This window comes from Mesorhizobium sp. M1423 (assembly GCF_040317575.1).
Lineage (GTDB): Bacteria > Pseudomonadota > Alphaproteobacteria > Rhizobiales > Rhizobiaceae > Mesorhizobium.
On record NZ_JAMYKU010000009.1, the window covers coordinates 198,089 to 218,809 of the forward strand.

The 20,721-nt window shown below is 63.1% G+C and carries 22 protein-coding genes; 16 read left to right on the forward strand and 6 right to left on the reverse strand.

Going from position 1 to position 20,721, the window contains the following annotated elements:
- The first annotated feature begins 9 nt into the window (after positions 1 to 9).
- The 3 genes from NKG95_RS14320 (at position 10) to NKG95_RS14330 (ending at position 2,520) form a co-directional block, all read left to right on the forward strand.
- On the forward strand, positions 10 to 807 hold the full coding sequence (locus NKG95_RS14320; RefSeq protein ID WP_353041197.1) for an SDR family NAD(P)-dependent oxidoreductase: 798 nt from the start codon (positions 10 to 12) through the stop codon (positions 805 to 807).
- A gap of 49 nt (positions 808 to 856) precedes the next feature.
- A complete protein-coding gene (locus tag NKG95_RS14325) occupies positions 857 to 1,162 on the forward strand; it encodes a putative quinol monooxygenase (protein ID WP_353041199.1) in 306 nt (101 codons plus the stop codon).
- A 269-nt stretch (positions 1,163 to 1,431) separates the two neighbouring features.
- Positions 1,432 to 2,520, forward strand: a complete 1,089-nt coding sequence (locus NKG95_RS14330; protein ID WP_353041201.1) for an AbrB family transcriptional regulator — start codon at positions 1,432 to 1,434, stop codon at positions 2,518 to 2,520.
- Between the two features lie 19 nt (positions 2,521 to 2,539).
- On the opposite strand, the gene NKG95_RS14335 is transcribed toward NKG95_RS14330, so the two are convergent.
- Positions 2,540 to 2,854, reverse strand: a complete 315-nt coding sequence (locus tag NKG95_RS14335; RefSeq protein WP_352846535.1) for a nuclear transport factor 2 family protein — start codon at positions 2,852 to 2,854, stop codon at positions 2,540 to 2,542.
- Positions 2,855 to 3,445: 591 nt separating this feature from the next.
- Here NKG95_RS14335 and leuA point away from each other — a divergent pair.
- The 4 genes from leuA (at position 3,446) to NKG95_RS14355 (ending at position 8,796) form a co-directional block, all read left to right on the forward strand.
- On the forward strand, positions 3,446 to 5,122 hold the full coding sequence (gene leuA / locus NKG95_RS14340; protein WP_353041223.1) for a 2-isopropylmalate synthase: 1,677 nt from the start codon (positions 3,446 to 3,448) through the stop codon (positions 5,120 to 5,122).
- A 143-nt stretch (positions 5,123 to 5,265) separates the two neighbouring features.
- Positions 5,266 to 7,056, forward strand: coding sequence for a tetratricopeptide repeat protein (locus tag NKG95_RS14345; RefSeq protein WP_353041203.1), 1,791 nt, complete (start codon positions 5,266 to 5,268; stop codon positions 7,054 to 7,056).
- Positions 7,057 to 7,241: 185 nt separating this feature from the next.
- Positions 7,242 to 8,045, forward strand: coding sequence for an alpha/beta fold hydrolase (locus tag NKG95_RS14350; RefSeq protein ID WP_353021786.1), 804 nt, complete (start codon positions 7,242 to 7,244; stop codon positions 8,043 to 8,045).
- A 133-nt stretch (positions 8,046 to 8,178) separates the two neighbouring features.
- Positions 8,179 to 8,796 (forward strand): hypothetical protein, encoded by a 618-nt coding sequence (locus NKG95_RS14355; RefSeq protein ID WP_352494772.1) that lies wholly within the window; start codon positions 8,179 to 8,181, stop codon positions 8,794 to 8,796.
- Between the two features lie 76 nt (positions 8,797 to 8,872).
- Here the strand turns inward: NKG95_RS14355 and NKG95_RS14360 are convergent, their stop codons facing one another.
- Positions 8,873 to 9,817: a metallophosphoesterase family protein gene (locus NKG95_RS14360; protein WP_352494797.1), complete on the reverse strand. Its 945-nt coding sequence runs from the start codon at positions 9,815 to 9,817 to the stop codon at positions 8,873 to 8,875.
- A gap of 53 nt (positions 9,818 to 9,870) precedes the next feature.
- On the opposite strand from NKG95_RS14360, the gene NKG95_RS14365 reads away from it, so the two are divergent.
- Positions 9,871 to 10,368, forward strand: a complete 498-nt coding sequence (locus NKG95_RS14365) for an NUDIX domain-containing protein (RefSeq protein ID WP_352642764.1) — start codon at positions 9,871 to 9,873, stop codon at positions 10,366 to 10,368.
- Between the two features lie 93 nt (positions 10,369 to 10,461).
- A complete protein-coding gene (locus tag NKG95_RS14370; RefSeq protein ID WP_353041205.1) occupies positions 10,462 to 10,935 on the forward strand; it encodes an ABZJ_00895 family protein in 474 nt (157 codons plus the stop codon).
- Positions 10,936 to 10,945: 10 nt separating this feature from the next.
- Here NKG95_RS14370 and NKG95_RS14375 read toward each other — a convergent pair whose 3' ends face one another.
- The gene (locus NKG95_RS14375; protein ID WP_023719264.1) at positions 10,946 to 11,935 is read right to left on the reverse strand and encodes a glutathione S-transferase family protein; all 990 of its coding nucleotides are present in this window, start codon (positions 11,933 to 11,935) and stop codon (positions 10,946 to 10,948) included.
- Between the two features lie 272 nt (positions 11,936 to 12,207).
- On the opposite strand from NKG95_RS14375, the gene NKG95_RS14380 reads away from it, so the two are divergent.
- The 4 genes from NKG95_RS14380 (at position 12,208) to NKG95_RS14395 (ending at position 14,859) form a co-directional block, all read left to right on the forward strand.
- Complete coding sequence (locus NKG95_RS14380) at positions 12,208 to 12,744, forward strand: GNAT family N-acetyltransferase (protein ID WP_352482039.1); 537 nt, start codon at positions 12,208 to 12,210, stop codon at positions 12,742 to 12,744.
- 63 nt (positions 12,745 to 12,807) lie between these two features.
- Positions 12,808 to 13,569: a 3-hydroxyacyl-CoA dehydrogenase gene (locus NKG95_RS14385; protein WP_352642757.1), complete on the forward strand. Its 762-nt coding sequence runs from the start codon at positions 12,808 to 12,810 to the stop codon at positions 13,567 to 13,569.
- A complete protein-coding gene (locus NKG95_RS14390) occupies positions 13,541 to 14,347 on the forward strand; it encodes a HugZ family pyridoxamine 5'-phosphate oxidase (protein WP_198030492.1) in 807 nt (268 codons plus the stop codon). The genes NKG95_RS14385 and NKG95_RS14390 overlap by 29 nt, the downstream gene beginning before the upstream one ends.
- Positions 14,348 to 14,520: 173 nt before the next feature.
- Entirely contained in the window at positions 14,521 to 14,859 is a 339-nt protein-coding gene (locus NKG95_RS14395; RefSeq protein WP_023719268.1) for an ArsR/SmtB family transcription factor, read from the forward strand.
- Between the two features lie 122 nt (positions 14,860 to 14,981).
- Here NKG95_RS14395 and NKG95_RS14400 read toward each other — a convergent pair whose 3' ends face one another.
- Entirely contained in the window at positions 14,982 to 15,986 is a 1,005-nt protein-coding gene (locus NKG95_RS14400; protein ID WP_353041207.1) for a L,D-transpeptidase family protein, read from the reverse strand.
- A 300-nt stretch (positions 15,987 to 16,286) separates the two neighbouring features.
- On the opposite strand from NKG95_RS14400, the gene NKG95_RS14405 reads away from it, so the two are divergent.
- Positions 16,287 to 17,084, forward strand: coding sequence for a TrmH family RNA methyltransferase (locus tag NKG95_RS14405; RefSeq protein ID WP_352787795.1), 798 nt, complete (start codon positions 16,287 to 16,289; stop codon positions 17,082 to 17,084).
- 137 nt (positions 17,085 to 17,221) lie between these two features.
- Here the strand turns inward: NKG95_RS14405 and NKG95_RS14410 are convergent, their stop codons facing one another.
- Entirely contained in the window at positions 17,222 to 18,385 is a 1,164-nt protein-coding gene (locus NKG95_RS14410) for a coiled-coil domain-containing protein (RefSeq protein WP_353041209.1), read from the reverse strand.
- 168 nt (positions 18,386 to 18,553) lie between these two features.
- Positions 18,554 to 19,090, reverse strand: coding sequence for a DUF1134 domain-containing protein (locus tag NKG95_RS14415; RefSeq protein ID WP_245278600.1), 537 nt, complete (start codon positions 19,088 to 19,090; stop codon positions 18,554 to 18,556).
- Positions 19,091 to 19,475: 385 nt separating this feature from the next.
- Here NKG95_RS14415 and chpT point away from each other — a divergent pair, with 385 nt between their 5' ends.
- Positions 19,476 to 20,105: a histidine phosphotransferase ChpT gene (gene chpT, locus NKG95_RS14420; RefSeq protein ID WP_353041211.1), complete on the forward strand. Its 630-nt coding sequence runs from the start codon at positions 19,476 to 19,478 to the stop codon at positions 20,103 to 20,105.
- A gap of 236 nt (positions 20,106 to 20,341) precedes the next feature.
- On the forward strand, positions 20,342 to 20,710 hold the full coding sequence (locus NKG95_RS14425) for a response regulator (protein ID WP_352817924.1): 369 nt from the start codon (positions 20,342 to 20,344) through the stop codon (positions 20,708 to 20,710).
- Positions 20,711 to 20,721: the final 11 nt, after the last annotated feature.

Below are 20,721 nucleotides of genomic sequence, written 5' to 3' on the forward strand. Positions count from 1 at the left end.
GGAATAGACGTGCCAGCCACCACCACCCTTGTCAGCCCCTCTCTGGTCATCCCCGACCTTGCCGGAAAGGCGGTGCTGGTCACCGGCGCGTCGACCGGCATCGGCGCGGCGCTTGCACTTGCCTACGCCGCGCAGAAATGTCGCGTCGCACTGCACTACAATTCGAGCCGGGTGGCTGCCGAAAACCTGGCGGCGACCATTCGCAACGGTGGCGGCGACGTGTTCCTGACCCAGGGCGATTTCTCGATCCCCGCCGATGTCGAGCGCGTCGTCGAGGACAGTGCGCAACATTTCGGCCGGCTCGACGGCCTCGTCAACAATGCCGGCGGCATGCTCGGCCGCGTGCCCTATGCCGAGCAGACCGAGGCGCATTACGACGCGGTGATGGACCTCAACGCGCGTTCCGTGCTGACAGCTTCGCGCAAGGCGATCCCATGGCTGAAGCGGCAGGGCGGCTTCATCGTCAACACCTCCTCGATCGCCGCGCGCAACGGCGCCGGTGGCGGCGCCGGCCTTTACGGCTCGGCCAAGGCCTTCGTCTCCAACGTCACGCGCGGCATGGCCAAGGAGCTGATCGGTTTCAACATCCGCGTCAACGCGGTGGCGCCCGGCACGATCGCGACACCTTTCCACGAGCGTTACTCGACCGACGACCAGATGAAAGGCATGATCGCCACCATCCCGCAGGGCCGCGCCGGCACCGCCGAGGACTGCGTTGGCGCCTATCTGTTCCTCTCCTCCCATCTGTTGAGCGGCTACATCACCGGCCAGGTGATCGAGGTGAATGGCGGCCAGTTGATGCCGTAGACGGCGAACTGCATACTCCTGGTTGCGTAATCTCAACGGAGCAAAGCGAATGTACGGACTGATCGGCAAGATGCGGGCGACGCGCGGCCAGCGCGACGCGGTCATGGAGGTCCTGCTCGCCAGCACCGGCGCCATGCCCGGCTGCCTGAACTACATCATCGCCACCGACCCGGTCGACGCCGACGCGATTTGGGTGACCGAAGTGTGGACCGACGCCGAAAGCCATAAAGCTTCGCTGCAGCTGCCCGAAGTCCAGGCGGCAATCGCCAAGGCACGGCCGATCATCGCCGGCTTCGAGTTCCAGGTGGAGACGCATCCGGCTGGTGGGTTTGGGTTGCCGGCGAAGGCGGAATAGAGGGAGAGGCCGGCGGGACAGCGCCCCCCTCTGGCCTGCCGGCCATCTCCCCCTCAAGTGGGGAGATTGGCAGCTTCGCCGACAGCTCTCTTTTTGGAGATTGGCGAAGGCCGACGTGACATCCAATCTCCCCACTAGAGGGGGAGATGTCCGGCAGGACAGAGGGGGGCGCGAAGGATCGCTACGGATGGCTGGTGCCATTACCACCCAAGCCCTTTTCCCCCGCAAAACGGCTCGCATTTTTCCGCGACCGGTCTAAGAGCCCATCTATGGATTCTTCCCCGAACCCGCCGGCCATCGAGCATCTGGCGCGGATCCACAAGGCTTGGCAGTGGCCGGTCCTTATGGTGGTCTCGGTGCTGTTTGCCGGCGCGCTGGAACTCGCCGCCCTTCCCGCCGCGCTCTTGATCGGACCGATGCTGGCGGCCCTCGCTGCCGGCACCAACGGCGCCACGGTGCGCGTGCCGCGGGTTCTGTTCGGCTCAGCCCAGGCGGTCGTCGGCTGCCTGGTCGCCAGTTCCATCTCGGCCGATATCTTTCCCGTCTTCTACAAGGAATGGCCGCTATTCCTCGGCGTCGTGATGGCGACGGTCGCGGCATCCAGCCTGCTTGGCTGGCTGATCAGCCGCTGGCGCATCCTGCCCGGCACCACCGCCGTCTGGGGTTCGTCGCCGGGCGCCGCCACCGCCATGGTGCTGATGGCCGGTGCCTTCGGCGCCGACCAGCGCCTCGTCGCCTTCATGCTCTATCTGCGCGTCATCTGCGTCTCGATGACGGCAGCCCTGGTGGCCAAGCTTTGGGTCGACACCTCAGGCATCGAGGTGCCGGCCATCGTCTGGTTCCCGCCGGTCGACCCGCAAGGCTTGGCCGCGACGTTCGGCGTGGCGCTGGTCGGCGGCCTCGCCGGAAAGCTTTTCCGGCTGCCGTCGCCGTTCTTCCTCGGCACCTTCATTTTCGGCACCGTGATCCATCTCGGGCTCGGCGTGACCATGCAGCTGCCGCCCTGGCTGCTCGCCTTGAGCTATACGATGATCGGCTGGAGCATCGGCCTGAATTTCACCAGGGCCATCTTGCGCCACGCGGCCCGCGCGCTGCCGCAGATCGTCGGCTCGATCATTGCCCTGATCGTCTTTTGCGGCGGCCTCGCCTTCCTGATCAGCCGCCTGCTCGCCATCGATCCGCTGACCGCCTATCTGGCGACCAGCCCCGGCGGCATGGACAGCGTCGCCATCATCGCCGCCGCCGCGCAGCATGTCGACATCTCCTTCGTCATGGCGCTGCAATCGGCACGCTTCCTGATCGTGCTTCTGGTCGGCCCAAGCGTGGCGCGGCTGGTGGCGAGAAGCCTGCGGGAGTAAAGACCAGCCGGGCAGTGCGTCAGCTGATCACCAGGCCCGATATACGCTCGCCGTCCAGCGTGAAGACCATATCGCCGTCGCCGTTGAAACCGTTGCCTTCGACGGCGATGCGAACGCGGCAGGTGCCGTCCTTCGCTGCGATGCCGAGGATGCGGAGCCTGGATTGCACGCCGATATTGTCCGACTGGTTCCAGCGCGCAATCTGCTCGCGGCCCTTGAACGACCGGCCCCAGTCGCTCAGGAAGGCGTCGGGCGTGAAACTGTCCAGGAAGGCTTCGCTATCGCCGGCATTGGTGGCTTCGACAAAGCGGCGGATCGGATCGGGTGTGGTCATGTTTCCTCCTGGGAGGTGCCGGAAATAAAAAACCCGCCTCGACGGCGGGTCCTCGGCGCCAATCAGCACCATAGCCAGATTAGTAGCATAGCTGCCGGCACAAAGCAAGAACAAAGTTGCCCCACCCTCAACTTTGAATGTTGGCGAAAACCAAGGCGACATCCAATCTCCCCCTTGCGGGGGGAGATCGGCAGCTTCTGCGACGGCGAGGCTCCCACTTGCCTCGCTTTGCCCGCTCCTGTATGAAATCCGCCATGAGCCCGCGCGCCACCTCTTTTGCGTCCCGCCCGACCGGCATTGCCGGCCAGACCGTTCGCGCGCTTGCCTCCACCCTGCTGCTTCTCGGCCTTATCGGCGATCGCCGGGTTCGCTGAAGGAGCGCCCGGCGGTCGAATTGCCGCTCACGCGCACGCTCCTTGGCCAGTCACAAATTGGCACGTCACATCAAGCGAACGAAATTCTGGTAAAGGCGCCGCTCGCCACCAATCCGCCTGAAGCTGGATCCGCGAGCCGCCGGGAGAAACGACGATGAACGCACGAGAAGATATCCGCCTGAATGTAGAGGAAATCAGCAAGCCTGCGGTAAAGGGCATGCCGGACGCCGCCCGCAAATACCAGCCCTATCCGACCGTCGGCCTTGCCGATCGCACCTGGCCTTCGAGAGTGATCGACAAGGCGCCGATCTGGTGCTCGGTCGACCTGCGCGACGGCAACCAGGCGCTGATCGATCCGATGGGCCAGGAACGCAAGGCGCGCATGTTCGCCCTGCTGCTCGACATGGGCTTCAAGGAGATCGAGATCGGCTTCCCGTCGGCCTCGCAGACCGACTTCGATTTCGCCCGCTGGTGCATCGAACAAGGCAACGTGCCCACCGACGTCTCGCTGCAGGTGCTGGTGCAGTGCCGGCCGGAACTGATCACCCGCACTTTCGAGGCGCTCAAGGGTGCCACCAACCCGATCGTCCATTTCTACAATTCGACGAGCGAGCTGCAGCGCCGCGTCGTCTTCGAGAAAGACGTCGCCGGCATCAAGCGGATCGCCACCGATGCGGCCAAGATGATCACCGACATGGCGGCGAAGGCCGGCGGCGGCTATCGTTTTGAATATTCGCCGGAGAGTTTTACCGGCACCGAGCTCGAAGTGGCGCTGGAGATCTGCAACGCCGTCACCGAAATCGTCCAGCCGACGGCGGAAAACAAGCTGATCATCAACCTGCCCTCCACGGTCGAGATGTCGACGCCTAACATCTATGCCGACCGCATCGAATGGATGTGCCGCAATCTCGACAACCGCGAGAACCTGTTGATCTCGCTGCATCCGCACAACGACCGCGGCACCGGCATCGCCACCACCGAACTCGGCCTGATGGCGGGCGCCGACCGCGTCGAAGGCACGCTGTTCGGCAATGGCGAGCGCACCGGCAATGTCGACATCGTCACGCTGGCGCTCAACATGTACACGCAAGGCGTCGATCCCGGACTCGACTGCTCCGATATCAACCGCATGAAGGACGTCTACGAATACTCCAACCAGCTGAAGATCCCCGAGCGCCATCCCTATGTTGGCGAGCTCGTCTACACCGCCTTTTCCGGCTCGCACCAGGACGCCATCAACAAGGGCATGAAGGCGCTGCGCAAGGCCAACACGCCGCACTGGGAGGTGCCCTACCTGCCGATCGACCCGGCCGATGTCGGCCGCAGCTACGAAGCCATCATCCGCATCAACTCGCAGTCCGGCAAGGGCGGTATCGCCTATGTGCTGCATGCGGATTACGGCCTCAACCTGCCGCGCAACCTGCAGATCGAGTTCAGCCAGGCCATCCAGGCGATCACCGACGCCGAAGGCAAGGAGGTGCCGGCCAAGCGCATCTACGAGCGTTTTCTCGACACCTATGTCGACCAGCCCGGCGCGCGGCTGAAGTTCCTCGACCACCACACCTACCCCGACACCGAGGTCAAGGGCCGGCGCGTGGTCGAAGCGGTGATCCTCGACAGGGGCAAGGAGGTGACCATATCCGGCACCGGTACTGGCCCGATCGACGGCTTCGTCGATGCGCTGTCGCGCCATGTCGGGGTGCCGATGTCGGTGCTCGATTATTCCGAGCATTCCATGCAGCGCGGCTCGAATGCCTCGGCCATTTCCTATGTCGAGATGGAACATCCGGGCGGCAAGCTGTTCGGCGCCGGCATCAACACCAATATCGTCGCCGCCTCGCTCGAAGCCGTGGTTTCGGCCGCCAACCGCATCGTCGGCCGAAAGGGCGGCTAGCCGAAACTGCCAGGCCCGCGCCATCAGCCCACCGGATATTTATCCGGTGGGTACGCTATCGCACCATAAGCACATGCTTGTAAGGCGGCGCCAGCGCTATATGATCGTACCTCAACCTGTGCCGAATTCGAAGGGATCGACACTTGCAGCATACCACGCCTGCCGCCCCCGCAGTGCGCGAAACGTTGGAGCGATTGCTGGCCAGCGAAACGTTCGGACGATCCGAGCGCGCGCGCAAGCTGCTCCGCTACCTGGTCGAGCGCGAGCAGGCAGGCGAAGCCGATAGGCTCAAGGGCTTCTCTATAGCGATGGACGTCTTCGGCAAGGACGGCGATTTCGATCCGTCGACCGATGCGGTGGTGCGGGTGCAGGCCGGCAGGCTGCGCGAGCTGCTGCAGCAGTACTTCGCCAACGAGGGCGTTGCCGAACCGGTCCGCATCGCCATTCCGCGCGGCGGCTATGTTCCATCCTACGAACTCAATGCCATTCGCTTGCCGGCGGAGGCCGAGGCAGAGAGCAAGCCGCAGCCGGCGACAGAGGAGGCGGCGACGAGCGCCCCGCCCGGATCCTCGGAGGATGCCCGCAACCGGGCACATCCGGCTGCATTGCTGAGCGTTCCAGCGCTCACCCCCGCCGCACCGTCACTGCAGCGCCATTTGCAGTTCTTCTGGCTGGCGATCGCGCTGGTCATCCTCATGCTGGGTGTGCTGATCCTTCGCCAGGGCAGCGTGGTATTGCTGACCGGCGGCGACACGGCGGTCGAGACCGCGGTGGCGACCGGCAGCATAGCGGCCCCTCCAGTTGAAAACCTCCCCCAAATCTACATCGCCATCAAGGCCGACAGCGACCTGGCTCGCCGCGTTGCCGCATCGCTGCGCGCCGGCCTTAGCGGCTTCGATACCATCAACTTCATCGGTCGTGATGCCGACAGCCCGCCCGATCCACTTACCGACGCCGCCAGCTTCGTGTTCGATGTCCTGCCCGGGCCGCGCAGCGGCGACACTATGCTCGAGCTGCAGAGCGTGGCGACCGGCCGCGTGCTGCTGTCACGCAACCTGACCGCCGGCGACAGCGCAAACACCGCTATCGAGGACCAAATCTCCGGCATTTTGAGCTCGGCTCTTCCCGCCTCGGGCACGATCTACAATTACATCGAGCAGAGCGGCATCCAGACCGGGCTGACGGCGTGTCTGGTGCTCAACGGCAAATATTATCTCGACCAGAACGCGCAGACGCACGAAGCCGCCTACCGCTGCCTCGAAGATCTTGCCAACCGGGAGGCGAAGTCGTCGCTCGTCTATTCGGAACTCGCGTCCTTGCATCTGGAGGCGGTCACCGACCATTACCCCTACCCCGCCGACGCGACGATGGAAAAGGCGATGATGTTTGCCCATCGCGCCATCCAGATGGGCCCCACCAGCCCCTATGCGCACCGCGCCCTTGGTTATCTCAACTCGCGCATCGGCAATTCCGAGGAATCGATCCGCTGGATGCGCAAGGCCTACGAACTCAATCCCTACGATCTCGCAATGGCCGCCGCCTATGGCTACGGGCTCGTTTTCGCCGGCAGGTACAGCGAGGGCACCCCGATCCTTGCTCACGCGGTGGATATCGCCAGCGCCCATCCGACATGGTGGGATTACGGGCTGTTCGCAGGAGAGTTCATGATGGGCGACATGAACAAGGCGACGCTTGCCAGCGACGGCTTGCGAACGACGGAAATGAAATCGCATTATCTGGCGGCGCGGCTGATCGGTGCCAACGCTGCCGGCCGCGAAAAGCTGGCAAGCAGGCTGCTGCAGGAACTGACCACCAAATTCCCGAAATTCGCAGCCGATCCGCGTGCAACGTTCGTCGAGCGAAGATATCCCGCCGATCTGACCAACCGGCTGGTAGAGGCCCTGCGCGCCGCCGGGCTTGGCGGTGCCAGCTGACGTCTTCCGGCGCGTGCACGACGTCAGCTGATCGCGAAAATTTTACTGGCCATCCGCACGGCCAAAGCGCAATTCAGACACGATTGAACCGGCCCAAACCCATCGCGGCATAAAGACCAATCGCGGCACAAAGACTGATCCCCCCGGCATCCGGACTGATCCCGGCACAAACCCATTAAGTTTGCATGACCCGATCCCTTTACGCTGCCGAACGGGGCACCGGCCCGACGACGATTGTCTTCCTGCATGGCTTCGGTGGCTGCCACGACGACTGGCGCGATGTGGTCGCGCCTCTGGCTCCGGGCGCGCGGACCTTGGCCTATGATCTGCCGGGTCATGGCTTGTCGTTCGATTTTCCGGGCGGCGGTCCGGCCAGGATCGCAGCCAGTGCCGTCCTTGCGGACCTTTCCGCACGCGGGATAAAGCGGGCCCATCTCGTCGGCCATTCGATGGGCGGCGCCGTGGCCGCCCTGATGGCATTGAGCGAGCCCGAAAGAATGGCTTCGCTGACGCTGCTGGCACCGGGCGGTCTTGGTCCTGAGATCAATGGCCCGCTGCTGCGCCGCTACGCCGCCGCTGCCGGCACCGACGAAATCCGCGCCTGCCTTGCCGCCATGTCGGGACCGCAAAGCCAGCCCCCGCAGCACCGGGTCGATCTCCTCAACGAGATGCGCCAGCGTCCCGGCCAGTTGGGGACATTTGTCGAGCTCGCAGCCGCCATGACCAGGGATGATCGGCAAGGTGTCATCCCGAGCGAGCGGCTTGAAACGCTGAACATGCCGGTGATGGTGGTTTGGGGGACGGACGACGCGGTGCTGCCCGTCAGCCAAGCGGACGGCCTGCCGAAGCGTTTTCATCTGCACCACGTGCTGGAAGCCGGCCACATGCTGGTCGAGGAAGCGCCCGGCCTGGTCGTCGAGGCCGTCCGTCGCAATATGAGGCGCCGCGGCAGGCGGCTTCGTCCGGGATTCGCCGCTGCGGCGAGCTGATCGGTCTTCGCACAGGCACCGCGGCGGCGCTGGTGCTGCTCCAGCGAACCCTTGCCCACCCATCGATCTCGCAAGTGCATTTTGCCGGCGGCTGTGTTAATTCGGTGTTAACCAAACCCGCGAGGCAACGCCGATGAAGGATGCAGGCGAGAACATCACCCAGATCGATCAGTCGCGAAAACTGTCCGATGCCATTCGCGACGTCAAGAACGCCTTCGCCGACCGCGACGACGTCGTCGTCGACATGCGCGAGGCGCATCGTATGCGGCTCGATCTGCTTGCCGCCGAACTCGCGCCGGTGTTCGGCGACGTACCCACCGACATGGACAGTTTCGACTTCGCCGTCTCGTCCGGCCTGCAGCCAAGGCTGTGGATCGACGCCGTCAGCCATGTCGCCATGGGACGCGACCGCCGCACCTACCGCTTTCTCAAGGACACGCGCATCGGCCGCGTCGTGCTCGCCGAGTCGACCGAGATGAAGGTCGTTGCCGATCAGGTGACGCGCTATGTCGCCGAGCGCGTCGTCGAACGCCAGAGGATGATGGAAGGCGGCATCGAGCAGGCCGTCGCCGGCCTGAAACGCGCCCTGGTGGCGGAGGCCGAGCCGCCGCTGCATGTCCCTGCGCGCAGCAACGGCTGGTCGGCCTTCTTCTCGGGCCTGGGCCTGATCGCCGCCGGCGCCCTGGTCGGCCTGGCGATTTCGCTCGTGCTGTTCTGGGACCGCATCGTCGCAATGAAAATCAGCTTCTAGAGCCGTTCAGCGTTTCACGCAAACGCTGAACGGCTCTATCTCTTTGTTTTGACGCAATTCCGGACGGAAAACCGTTTCACACTTTTCCTGGAATTACTCTAGCCATCGACGCCTCGGCCTCGACGCCAAGCTCCATTGTCTGCAGGTCGCTGGGCGGCAATGCCGGCCCGGTCAGGCCGCGGCGCGTCAGCTTGATCCGCCAATTGTCCTTTTCACCGTCGATGTCGAGCAGATTGTATTGCGCCGGCGCATGCGAACTGCCGGGGGCCTGCCCGGCGGCGGCGACCCCGACCACCGGGATTTTGGCCTTGCGGGCGCCGATGAAGAAGAGCGACGGCACATGCGAATGGCCGTGCAGCACAAGCTCGGCGCCGTGCCGGTGAAGAACCTTGTGGAAGCGCGAGATGCCAAACAGCCGCTTGTTCTGCGAAACGGCGCCGCGCACCGGCGGGTGGTGGATCATGATCACCCGGAACAGGCCGCGCTTGCCTGTGGCGTCGAGCATGTCGCGCAGCCTTTCCGCCTGGCCTTCCAGAAAGAAGCCGTTGGCCATGAACGGAGCCGTGGCGCGCGCCGTGGAGACGCCGATCAGCGCAGCATCGCCGCGCACGCGCAGATAGGGAAAGGTGTTGCGGTCGACCGGCGTATTGACGCCGTCGCCGGTCATCCATGCTGCCCAGGACCGGCAGGTCTTGTCGAAGGCGCCCGGCACATAGGCATCATGATTTCCCGGCACGACCGACACGTCATTGGGCGAGCCCAGCGTCTCCAGCCAGTGCTTGGCCATCTCGATCTCTCCGTCGAGCGCCAGATTGACCAGGTCGCCGGTGATGGCGAGATGGTCCGGCCCGCTGGCCTTCATGTCGGCGACGATCGTGTCGATGACGGCGTCGTGCATGTGGCGGCGGCGGTTACGCTGCCAATTGACGTAACCGACCACGCGCTTGGAGGCGAGATCGCGATAGGTTACATCGGGAAGCGGCCCCAGGTGGACATCGGAAATATGCGCGAGCCTGAACATCTTTTCTTCATAGGCGAGGCGCGCGCGGCTTTCCACTCACGGTTTCGCGGACGATGACGCCGGATCCGGAGCAAGCCCTGCGCCAGACCGGCTGGCCGGGCTTCAGGGCAAGGCTGTTTCACCTGTACTTCGTACTGCGGCGGCCGATGACGCTCGGCGTGCGCGGCTTGATCCACGACCGCCCTTCCAATTCCGTCTTCCTCATCCGCCACACCTATGTCCCTGGCTGGCACCTGCCCGGCGGTGGCGTCGAGTTGGGCGAGACGATGATCGAGGCGCTGACGCGCGAAGTCTTCGAGGAAGGCAACATCGCGCTGACCGGACCGCCGGTGCTGAAATCGCTGCATTTCAACCGCCGCGCCAGCCGCCGCGATCATGTCGGCCTTTATCTGGTCGAGGAGTTCGACCAGCCAGCACCCAAGCTGCCCGACCGCGAGATCGCCGAAGCCGGCTTCTTTCCGCTCGACCGCTTGCCGGAAGGCACGACACCGGCGACGCTGCGGCGGATTGCCGAAGTTTTTGAGGGGAATTCGGCATCGCCTTACTGGTAGATCATCTCTCCAACAGCTTTGGCTGCTTCGGTTTAGGCCGGCAACATCCATTGTTCTCCGAGAGAAATATATATATTAGGCGATAAGAGAAAAATGAAACATAGCCAAAACGACAGGTTTAGAATCGTACTATATATCTCACTTTACACGGTAATTACTGTGACAACAATTCTTTTTACAGCCTTAATTTCGACAATGGTCCTTGGGATAGATCCATTCAGGTTGGAAAAAAGCGGAAGAGGCATCCAGTTCGCAATACAACTTTTTGCGGCATTCGTGACATATTTCGTTTTTATAAAGCGACATGCTCGGCTTTTTACTCGCACTGAATTCTGGAAAATGGTCGGCTTCTCAAGCCTGATAGAAATGGGTTTGGGAATGGCCGTGCTTCTGCTGTCGGGATCGTTTCGCGCAATCCCGCTCCAGATGTCGGTCCAGATCGTCATGATCGGCGGCATCGTGGCGTTCCTGGCAACGTCGCTCGGCTACTCCAATCGATTTGGAAATACCACATTGAAAGCTGATCTCGTCAGAAGGGCAAAGATGGACTCAGAAACCTTACGCTAGGGCGCCGGTCTCACGCCGCCTTCCTGAACCTGTTGCGGTCGTGCAGCGCGCCATAGTCGAGCTCAGGCCCGACCGGCACGATGCGTGTCGGGTTGATGGTCTCGTGGCTGCCGTAATAGTGCGACTTGATGTGGTGCAAATTCACCGTGCCGGCGACGCCCGGCACCTGGTAGAGGTCGCGCAGATAATTCGACAGGTTCGGATAGTCGGCGATGCGGCGCAGATTGCACTTGAAATGGCCGACATAGACCGGGTCGAAGCGGACCAGTGTCGTGAACAGCCGCCAATCCGCCTCGGTGATGCGGCCGCCGACGAGATAGCGCTGCCTTGACAGACGGTCCTCCAGCATGTCGAGCGTGGAGAACAATTCGCCGAACGCCTCCTCGTAGGCTGGCTGCGTGGTGGCGAAGCCGGCACGATAAACGCCGTTGTTGACCGCGGGATAGACCAGCGCATTGACCGCATCGATCTCGCCGCGCAGCGGTTGCGGATAGAAATCGAGCTTGGCATCGCCCCATTCGTCGAAGGCCGAATTGAGCATGCGGATAATCTCGGAGGATTCGTTGGAAACGATGGTCTGCTCGCGTTTGTCCCACAGCACGGGAACGGTGACCCGGCCCGAATAGCCGGGATCGGCCCTGGTGTAGATCTGGTGCAGGAAATCGAGGCCGTAGAGCGTGTCGCCGGTGGCGCCGTCCTCGGCCAGGAACGTCCAGCCGTCGGCGCCCATGAAATGATGGACGACCGAGACGGAAATCACGTCCTCGAGTTTTTTGAGCACGCGAAAGATCAGCGTCCGATGCGCCCACGGGCAGGCGAGCGAGACATAGAGGTGATAGCGGCCGGGCTCGGCCTTGAAGCCACGTTTTCGCCCTTCGGCCGGGAAGCCGTGGCGGGTCACCCAGTCGCGCCACTGCGACTGCGCCCGCACGAATTTGCCGCCGCTCTCCCCGGTATCGTACCAGCGGTCCTGCCATTGGCCTTCGACTAGCAATCCCATGAAATGTCCTTTCGCGTTCCTGCCTGATGTAGGGCATGAAATGGACCTGCCGAAATCGCCAGCGCTGAACAGATCGTCAACAGCTGCGTCGTCGAGCGCAACCGGCCGATTGCGGCGGCTGAAAATTGGTGCTAGCGGACAATCCGCATGTTCGACTTTGCCCTGATCCGGTTCGACCGACGACGAAAGAGCGCCCGCGCTTGATGAAGCGCTGACTGGCGAACGCTGCCGCTTGCAGCAAACCTTTCCTCGCATACCGGAACGCAAAGACCATGAGCCTTGCCGACGTGAAATACCTGCCGGAAACTCCGGCGCATGATCCTGAAATCGAAGCCATCAATGACGAAGCCTTCGGGCCGGGCCGTTTCGTGCTTGCTGCCTACAGGATCCGCCAAGGTGGCCCGCATGAACGGGCTTTGTCCTTCGTGGCCGTCGACGGCGCAACCGTCGTCGCCTCGGTACGGATGACACGCATCGCCGCGGGCGCCGGCCGCGCGCTGATGCTAGGGCCGCTCGCCGTGCAGCCGGCCTTCAAGAACCTCGGCATCGGCCGCCGGCTGGTGGCAATCGCGCTCGAAGCCGCTGCCAAAGCCGGCGCGCCGGCCGTGATGCTGGTCGGCGACGAACCCTATTACGGTCCGCTCGGTTTCAAGAGGCTGCCGCGTGGGCAGATCTCGATGCCGCGTCCGGTCGACCTCGACCGGCTTTTGGCGCACGAGATCGTGCCGGGCGCAGTGGCAAGGCTGGTGGGCGAGGTTTGCCACGCCGACCAGGCGAGGATTGGCGAGCACATCGCGGCGATGGCGTGACCATGCCGGTGCTGTCGCACGGTGGCTTGGCAGAATAGTCTGGGCTCGGAGGAGGACGTCGAGATGAACCCGAACGGCCAGATTGCGATCGTCACCGGTGGCGGCTCCGGCCTTGGCGAGGCGACGGCGCGCGCTCTTGCCGCCGGCGGCGCCAGGGTTGCCGTCCTCGATCTCGGCATCGAGCGGGCGGCCAAGGTGGCGGCCGACATCGGCGGCATTGCCGTCCGATGCGATGTGAGCGACGCGGAAAGCGGTGCCGCTGCTGTCGCGGAAGTGGCTGAGACGCTCGGCGAGCCGCGCATCCTGGTCAATTGCGCCGGCATCGTTATCGGCATGAAGACGATCGGCAAGGACGGACCACATCCGCTCGACCAATACCGCAAGGTGATCGAGGTCAATCTGATCGGCACCTTCAACATGATCCGCCTGGTTGCCGACCGGACCGCGAAGCTCGAGCCGCTGCAGGGCGGCGAGCGCGGCGTCATCGTCAACACCGCATCGGTCGCGGCCTATGACGGCCAGATCGGCCAGGCGGCCTATTCGGCATCCAAAAGCGGCGTCGTCGGCATGACGCTGCCGGTGGCGCGCGATCTCGCCCGCTCCGGCATTCGCGTCTGCACCATCGCGCCCGGCATCTTCAGGACGCCGATGATGGCCGGCATGCCGCAGGAGGTGCAGGATTCGCTCGGTGCGGCAGTGCCCTTCCCTTCCCGTTTGGGCGAGCCTTCGGAATATGCCGCACTTGCCTTGCACATCATCGAGAACCAGATGCTCAACGGCGAGACCATTCGCCTCGATGGCGCCATCCGCATGGCGCCGAAGTAAACGCGACGGTGGTGCTTTGGACGAACCCAGGAAAGACGTGATCCGCGCGACCGACGCCGAGGCGATCAGGCTGGCAAAGACGCTGATCCGCAGCGCCCGTTTCGGCGCGCTGGCAGTGCTCGAGCCAGGAACCGGTTCGCCGCTGGCCAGCAGGGTCGGTGTCGCCACCGACATCGACGGCACGCCATTGATCCTGGTGTCGATGCTGTCCGCCCATACCGGCGCTATCCTTGCCGACCCGCGCTGCTCGCTGCTCGTCGGCGAACCCGGCAAGGGCGATCCGCTGGCGCATCCGCGATTGACGCTCGTCTGCCGCGCCGTACGGCTCGAACGCGGATCGAACGAACACGCCCGCGCCGAGCGGCGCTACCTCAACCGCAATCCCAAGGCGAAGCTCTATGCCGGGCTCGGCGACTTCTCGATCTTCCGGCTCGAACCGGAGCGCGCCAGCCTGAACGGCGGCTTCGGCAAGGCCTATCTGCTCGAACGCGCCGATCTGGTCGCGACGGGAGCAATCGTTGAAGAGCTTGCCGCCGGCGAGCAATCGGCACTCGACCACATGAACGCCGACCATCTCGATGCGATTGCCCTCTACGCAAGTCATTTCGGCGGGGCCGAGCGCGACGGCTGGATCGTCACCGGCTTCGACGCCGACGGGATGGATCTCGTATCCGGCGACAATGTCTGCCGGGTCTTTTTTCCCAATCCGCTGCAGGCGGCACGCGACCTCAGGCCTGTCCTGGTCGACATGGCAAAGGCTGCCCGATCGGCAAATTGATCACAGCCGCACAGTTAATCGGCTTGCATGGAAAGCAAGCCTTGAGATTTGAGCGAAATGTTCTACCTTTGCGAGTGACGCTGAATCGCTGGCGTGCATCTATAGGGAAAGTCTATGGAATCCGACGCTATTGCCCCCATAGCGGCGGATGAGCAGGAAGGCATGGGGGATCTATGGTCTCGAACAAGCTAGTCGCCAACGCCGGAGCTGCGGCCGCGTTTCTGACGCTGATGGGCAACGAAAAACGTTTGTTGATCATGAGCTATCTGGCCGAGGGCGAAATGTCGGTCGGCGCCATAGCCGAGAAAGTGTCGCTCAGCCAATCCGCTTTGTCGCAGCATCTGGCCAAGCTCAGGGCTTCCGACCTTGTCGAGACCCGTCGCGACCGGCAAATGATCTATTATTCCTGCAAATCCGGCGCGGTACGCGAACTGCTGCACATGCTGGACGGCATTTTCGGCGAAGGTGAACTGTCGCAGATGGCTCACCGGCTGCGTCGCGCCGGGACCTGATTGGCCGGGGCGGAGAACGCCCCGCCAAGTCCGTTTGGTCGCCAAGTCCGTTTGGCCGGCAAGTCCGTTTGGCCGGCAAGTCCGTTTGGCCGGCAAGTCCGCTTTGCTGCCAAGTCCGCCTGCTACTCAGCGCGCTCTTCGGCGGCCTGCGCAATCTCGTCCTTGAACTCGACCTTCGTGCCAGGCTGCACCATGGAGGCGAGGTCTTCGGCATCCCAATTGGTCAACCGGATGCAGCCATGGGAAAAGGTCGTGCCGATCTTGCCCGGTTCCGGCGTGCCGTGGATGCCGTAGCTTTCGATGGAAAGATCGATCCAGACCGATCCCACCGGATTATTCGGCCCGGCAGCGATAGTGAAGGGCCGCTTGGTCTTGACCCCCTTGAAAGCGAAGTCCGGATCATAGTGATAGGTAGGGTTGTGCACCACGCGCTTGACCTCTGCCGTGCCGCTTGGCGCCGGTTTCTCGTCGCTCCCAATCGAGGCGGGGTAGACCGCCAGCCATTTGCCGGCACGGTCGAGAACACGCACCAGGCGAGCGCCCTTGTCGATCTCGACGGCGGCAACCCCGGCGGCAGGGTCGCCCCTGCCGACATCAGGCACCACCAACGTCCTGCCTGGTTTCCTGAGACTGGTGCCAGGATTAAGCATTCTCAACAATTGTTCGCTGATATGGAAGCGCTCGGCCAACTTCTCCACCGCATTGCGGTAACCGAGCCGCCGCAAGCGGGCCATCCTCTCCAAGCGGGCCGGAATACGCTTGGTGAAAGGTCCGCGCACGTCCTTGCGCATCACCTCATAGGTCACCAGCACCGGCCTGGCGGAGGTTGCGATGAGTTTGCTCCAGGTCTGTGGATCGAGCTTGCCGTCGGGCGGAAGTCCGTTTGCCGCCTGAAACGCGGCGACGGCCTTGGCGAAGTTCTGGGAAAGACGACCGTCGATCAGGCCCGGCGAGAAGCGGGCGCGATCCAGAAGGATCTGCGCCTTCAGCAGCATCGGATCGACACCCTTCGGTTCGCCGATAGTGAATTGGGCCTGATTGACGGTGGCTGGATCGAGCTTGGCTGCGCGAGCCACGCCGCATGCGAGGGCAAGCGTGGCGGCGAAGACGAGGAGGAGCCTGATCATCGATGTCCTCCCAGGACTGCAGCAGGAGCCCGCTTCTATGACGCGGCATGGCCCTGTGTGGTTCCTTCGCCCGATCGAAATTCTGAATTGAAGCGGCTTGGCCGAAGGGCCGTGCCGCGGGAATCAAGTATTTCTCGTCGCCAGGGGGCCTCGGCCCGGCGTCCAGTGATTGGGCTTGACCGTTCGAACGGCGTGCATCCATTTGGACGCTGAGATACGGTCCGAGCTTCGGATCCGGCATCATGCCTTCCGAAACCGAATCCCGATTCGCGGCCGATGCCATGGTCGGCCGAGGAAGCCATGAATCCGATCCGCATAGACGACCCGCAGGATCCCCGCGTCGCCGCCTATCTCGACATCCGGGAGCGAGATCTTGCCGGCCGGCAAGGCCGTTTCGTCGCCGAAGGCAAGGTGGTGCTCGACACGCTGCTCGCCGCCCGGCGCTTCGAGGCAGAATCGGTGCTGGTACTCGAAAACCGGCTGGCCGGCCTCGATGACGTCCTGCGCAAGGCGCCTGCCGGGCTCCCGATCTATGTCGCATCCAGCGAAATCATGGACAGGATCGCCGGATTCCACATGCATCGCGGCATATTGGCGATCGGCCGCAAAGGTGCGGCCATCTCCGCTGAGGCCTTGCTCGGCGCGCTGCCCGCCCGCGCGCTGATCGTTGTGCTGGTCGGCATCGCCAATCATGACAATATGGGCTCGATCTTCCGCAATGCCGCCGCCTTTGGCGCGGATGCCGTGCTTCTCGATCCGACCTGCTGCGATCCGCTGTACCGCAAGGCAATCCGCGTCTCGGTGGGCGCCGCCTTGAAAGTCCCCTTCGCCTCCTTTGCCGACGCCGCCGGCTGCATCGCCATACTCGACCAGCAAGGCTTCAGCCAATTCGCGTTGTCGCCGCGCGGGCAAATCGACATTCGCGATGCCAAGAGAAACGAGCGGCTGGCTCTCTATCTCGGCACCGAGGGCGAAGGCCTGCCGGAAAGCCTGCTTGCTCGCCTGCAGACGCTGCGGATCGGTATGGCGCAGGATTTCGACAGCCTGAATGTCGCAGCGGCGTCAGCCATCGCACTTCATCATTTTTCCGGGGCCTGATGCATGTCGCGCAAAAGTGTGCAGCGGTTTTGCGGTAACGACATGCATCAAAACAAGAACATAAAGCGCGTCGCATGAGGCCGGTCGAACACGACGCGCTTTAGAGCCGGGCGTCTCGCTCTTGCGCTTGCGGCGTCTCAGTTGGTCGATGCGGCCTTCTGCAGCGCCCGCACGCGATCGGCAAGGCTGCGTCCGCCGCTCTCCGGCCGCGCATCCTCAGGCGCTGCAAGCGTCTGGGCGATCGGCGAATCCGGGCCGTCGAGCTTGGCCGTCAAGGCGACGACTTGCGCTGCCAGATCGTTCATCTCTTCGCGCAATGCCGCGCTGGCGCTGCCGGTATCGTCTCCGGCGTGTGATTTCGATGTTTCGACGGCAGCAAGATCTGTCTTCAGCCTCCTGTTCTCGCGTGCCAGCGATGTCAGCCTGGCCTCCAGCCGCTCGCGGTCGGCATCGAGCTTGGCGCTTGCCTTTTCGATGTCGCCGTTGGCGGTCGCATTGACCTGGCTTCCTGGCATGCCGGCAAGGGCCGCCGCAGGCGGGCTTTCAGCGCCTTTCGCCCTTTCGCGAAGGCGCACCAGTTCCTTTTCGCGGCGCTCCAGCCTGTCCTCGCGATCGGCCAGCGTGGCGAGCAGGCGTTCGACCTTCTTTTCCAAGTCGCCGGTTCTTTTCTTCTCGGCCTTCAGCGCGTCCCGCAAAACCTTGCTTTCGGCTGTCAATTCCTGGCTGCGCCTGTCCGCCTCCTTGCGCTGGCCGCGCAGCAGCGAAATGTCGCTTGCCAGCTTCTGCAGCTCGGATTCGCGCGCCACCAGCTCGATCTGCCGGCTGCTGGACGAAAAACTGGCGTCGTCATACATGTGCTCCAGTTTTCGCAGTTCGAGCCCGCGCTTTTCGAGTGCGCGCTCGGTCTCCGCAAGCCTCTCCGACAGCTGCTGCAGCTGCTCATCGCGCTTGCGAAGCTCCTCGCTCCTGGTTGTGAGGTCGGCGACGACCCGGTTCTTGTCCTGCCGCTCGGCCGCCAATTCCTTCAGGGCTTCGCGGTCGCGGCCGATCTCGACCAGCTGTTCGGCGGCTTTCTCGCGCAATGACTTGATGGTCATTTCGAGCCGGCGCGCCGAAACGGCGAACTCGGCGCGGACGCGATCCTTGTCCGCCTGGATCTCGGCCAGCGTCAGCGGCATCGAACCCTCGACGCGCCTGCGCGTCAGCGCCACCGCCCGCCGCCAGACGGCCGGGGCAATCATCAGCGCCAGAAAGCCCGCGCAGAGAAAGCCGAGGACAAAGAACAGGATCGACTGGACCAAGATGACTATCCGTTATGCATGGCCGGCCGTTATGGGCGGCAGGCAATGGTCAAAGTTCGACTTTGCCATCTTCGCATGACGGAAATCCGGCGCCGCGGCAAGGGTCTGCCGCGGCAAAGCTCAGACCGTGGGATCACAGGGCCAACCGCAGTGGCGCCATCGTGCAGGTCAGAACGGATTCCAGGTCGCGCGTTGGGTGAGCTTGAGGTAGCCGAGATTGACGCCAAGACGGGCGCCGACGCCGGTACGGATCGGCACGAGCAGCACATTGTTGTTCTTCAGCACGTTGAAACCGACGCCGGCGATGACATAGGCAGAGCCGGCGACGCCGCCAAAGCGGTTATAGAGGCTGCTCACATCGTCGAGATTGTAGACCAGCATCATCACGCGCGAGCCCTCGCCGCCGAAATCCCAGCCGAGCGACGGGCCTTGCCAGAACACTTTGTGATCGCCGGCATTCTTGGTGTAGAGCGTGCCTTCGCCATAGGTCAGGCCACCGATCAGCGCCCCGGACCCCTCTTCGCCGAGCAGATAGCCGTTCGGCAGGCCATAGGTGGCGAAAATCTTCTCGACGACCGTGGCCAGCCCACCCGATGTCGCGCCGAAGAATTTATGACCGGAATCAACGATCTCCTGGGCGGTGTACTCTTGCGCCCGCGCGGCCGATGTCGAAAAGGCGACAAGGCCGATGAGCGCGATCGTCATTGAGATGACACGGAAAAAAGTCCGGTCGTAGAATCGGGAAACCATGCTTCCAATCTCCGTCAGGGAGCACTTTCGCCGACGCCTCGCACCCGTACGGCTCTTTGGCGGCCGTTAAGGATGACTGTTAGGGGCAAACTATGCCGTAATCCTTTTTCAACCATTAAACTCTCACATGAACATGGCGGTTCGAAGGCTGTTTTCGCAGGCCCGCGCAGCACCCAGGCTGCGTGAACACACCATTTTCGACAATGATAATTTTGGATTTGTTGCTGCACGCACAAGCGCTGTGTATTCACAATGCTTGGGAGAGAGGGTGATTCGTGTGGACAGGCGTGATCATGATCGCCCGGTCATTTTGTTGTGAAATTTGCAGGGATTTTTGCCGATGGCCGAGCTTTTCACCCTTTCCGCACCCGACCTGGCAGCGCTGCTGTGCAGCCGGGTCTGCCACGACATCATTTCGCCGGTCGGCGCCATAAACAACGGGCTTGAGCTGCTCGACGAAGGCGGCGCCGACGAAGACGCCATGAAGCTGATCCGCCAAAGCGCCAAAAACGCCTCCGCCCGCCTGCAATTCGCCCGCATCGCCTTCGGCGCCGCCGGTTCGGCCGGCATGCTGATCGACACCGGGGACGCCGAGGCCGTGGCCATCGCCTTCCTGAAGAACGAGAAGCCGGAACTGGTCTGGAACGGAACCCGCGCCCTATTGCCCAAGAACAAGGTCAAGCTGCTGCTCAACCTCATCCTCGTCGCCAACGCCGCCATTCCGCGCGGCGGCAGGCTGGTGGTCACGCTGGAGAACCTCGAGACCGAGCCGCGCTTTGCGCTCGCGGCGAGCGGCCCGATGCTGCGCGTGCCGCCCAAATTCCTGGAATTGCATTCCGGCCACAGACCGGAAGAGCCGATCGACGCGCATTCGGTGCAACCCTATTACACGCTGCTTTTGGCCCGCGAAGCCAACATGACGATATCGATCCATGCGACCGCCGACGAGATCGTCCTTTCCGTAGGCTGAAGTTCTCCAAAAGAGCGCGAAGTATTTCTCCAGGTCATATTTGCGGCACTGTCTTAACATCTGCGAGACGGACTTGCGGATTGATTGGATGAAGCATTGCGAAAGAAGATTTCGCTTACAACACCTTCAGGAAAATTTTACCTAACGGCTTTTCGGCTTCTTTACCAGATCGGCCTATGTTCCCCGGCAGATGCCACGACGCTGCCGGTTCGCCGCATGGCAAAGAGGGTCCGGGAATGAAACGCTGCATGTTCGTCGACAATTCGAGCGTCATCAGGAAGGTTGCAAAGCGTATCCTGGGCGGCTCCGGCATGATGGTGATCGAAGCCGCCAGCGGCCATGAGGCGATCGAGATGTGCAGTGCCGACATGCCGGACATCATCGTCGTCGACGGCGCCTTGCCGGACATGCAGGCGCAGGACCTCATCCGCCGCGTGCGCTCCATGGAAAGCCCGGTATTGCCGCAAGTTCTGATTTCGCTGGTCGAGGTCGACGTCGGGGCGATCATGCGGGCAAAACGCGCCGGCGCCCAGGGTTACCTGCTGAAGCCGTTCAACCGGCCGCAATTGCTCGAGTGCTTCCGCGCCTTGAAGATTGCCGCCTGACCAGGGGTCGT

Bases quoted from the DNA above. Each gene is read 5' to 3' on its own strand.
- NKG95_RS14365 (WP_352642764.1), top strand. From the start codon at position 9,871: ATGACGCCGGATCCGGAGCAAGCCCTGCGCCAGACCGGCTGGCCGGGC.
- NKG95_RS14355 (WP_352494772.1), top strand. From the start codon at position 8,179: ATGAAGGATGCAGGCGAGAACATCACCCAGATCGATCAGTCGCGAAAA.
- chpT (WP_353041211.1), top strand. From the start codon at position 19,476: ATGGCCGAGCTTTTCACCCTTTCCGCACCCGACCTGGCAGCGCTGCTG.
- leuA (WP_353041223.1), top strand. From the start codon at position 3,446: ATGCCGGACGCCGCCCGCAAATACCAGCCCTATCCGACCGTCGGCCTT.
- NKG95_RS14350 (WP_353021786.1), top strand. From the start codon at position 7,242: ATGACCCGATCCCTTTACGCTGCCGAACGGGGCACCGGCCCGACGACG.
- NKG95_RS14325 (WP_353041199.1), top strand. From the start codon at position 857: ATGTACGGACTGATCGGCAAGATGCGGGCGACGCGCGGCCAGCGCGAC.
- NKG95_RS14390 (WP_198030492.1), top strand. From the start codon at position 13,541: ATGGCGCCATCCGCATGGCGCCGAAGTAAACGCGACGGTGGTGCTTTG.
- NKG95_RS14360 (WP_352494797.1), bottom strand. From the start codon at position 9,817: ATGTTCAGGCTCGCGCATATTTCCGATGTCCACCTGGGGCCGCTTCCC.
- NKG95_RS14415 (WP_245278600.1), bottom strand. From the start codon at position 19,090: ATGACGATCGCGCTCATCGGCCTTGTCGCCTTTTCGACATCGGCCGCG.
- NKG95_RS14385 (WP_352642757.1), top strand. From the start codon at position 12,808: ATGAACCCGAACGGCCAGATTGCGATCGTCACCGGTGGCGGCTCCGGC.
- NKG95_RS14405 (WP_352787795.1), top strand. From the start codon at position 16,287: ATGAATCCGATCCGCATAGACGACCCGCAGGATCCCCGCGTCGCCGCC.
- NKG95_RS14400 (WP_353041207.1), bottom strand. From the start codon at position 15,986: ATGATCAGGCTCCTCCTCGTCTTCGCCGCCACGCTTGCCCTCGCATGC.
- NKG95_RS14380 (WP_352482039.1), top strand. From the start codon at position 12,208: ATGAGCCTTGCCGACGTGAAATACCTGCCGGAAACTCCGGCGCATGAT.
- NKG95_RS14330 (WP_353041201.1), top strand. From the start codon at position 1,432: ATGGATTCTTCCCCGAACCCGCCGGCCATCGAGCATCTGGCGCGGATC.
- NKG95_RS14425 (WP_352817924.1), top strand. From the start codon at position 20,342: ATGAAACGCTGCATGTTCGTCGACAATTCGAGCGTCATCAGGAAGGTT.
- NKG95_RS14395 (WP_023719268.1), top strand. From the start codon at position 14,521: ATGGTCTCGAACAAGCTAGTCGCCAACGCCGGAGCTGCGGCCGCGTTT.
- NKG95_RS14375 (WP_023719264.1), bottom strand. From the start codon at position 11,935: ATGGGATTGCTAGTCGAAGGCCAATGGCAGGACCGCTGGTACGATACC.
- NKG95_RS14335 (WP_352846535.1), bottom strand. From the start codon at position 2,854: ATGACCACACCCGATCCGATCCGCCGCTTTGTCGAAGCCACCAATGCC.
- NKG95_RS14370 (WP_353041205.1), top strand. From the start codon at position 10,462: ATGAAACATAGCCAAAACGACAGGTTTAGAATCGTACTATATATCTCA.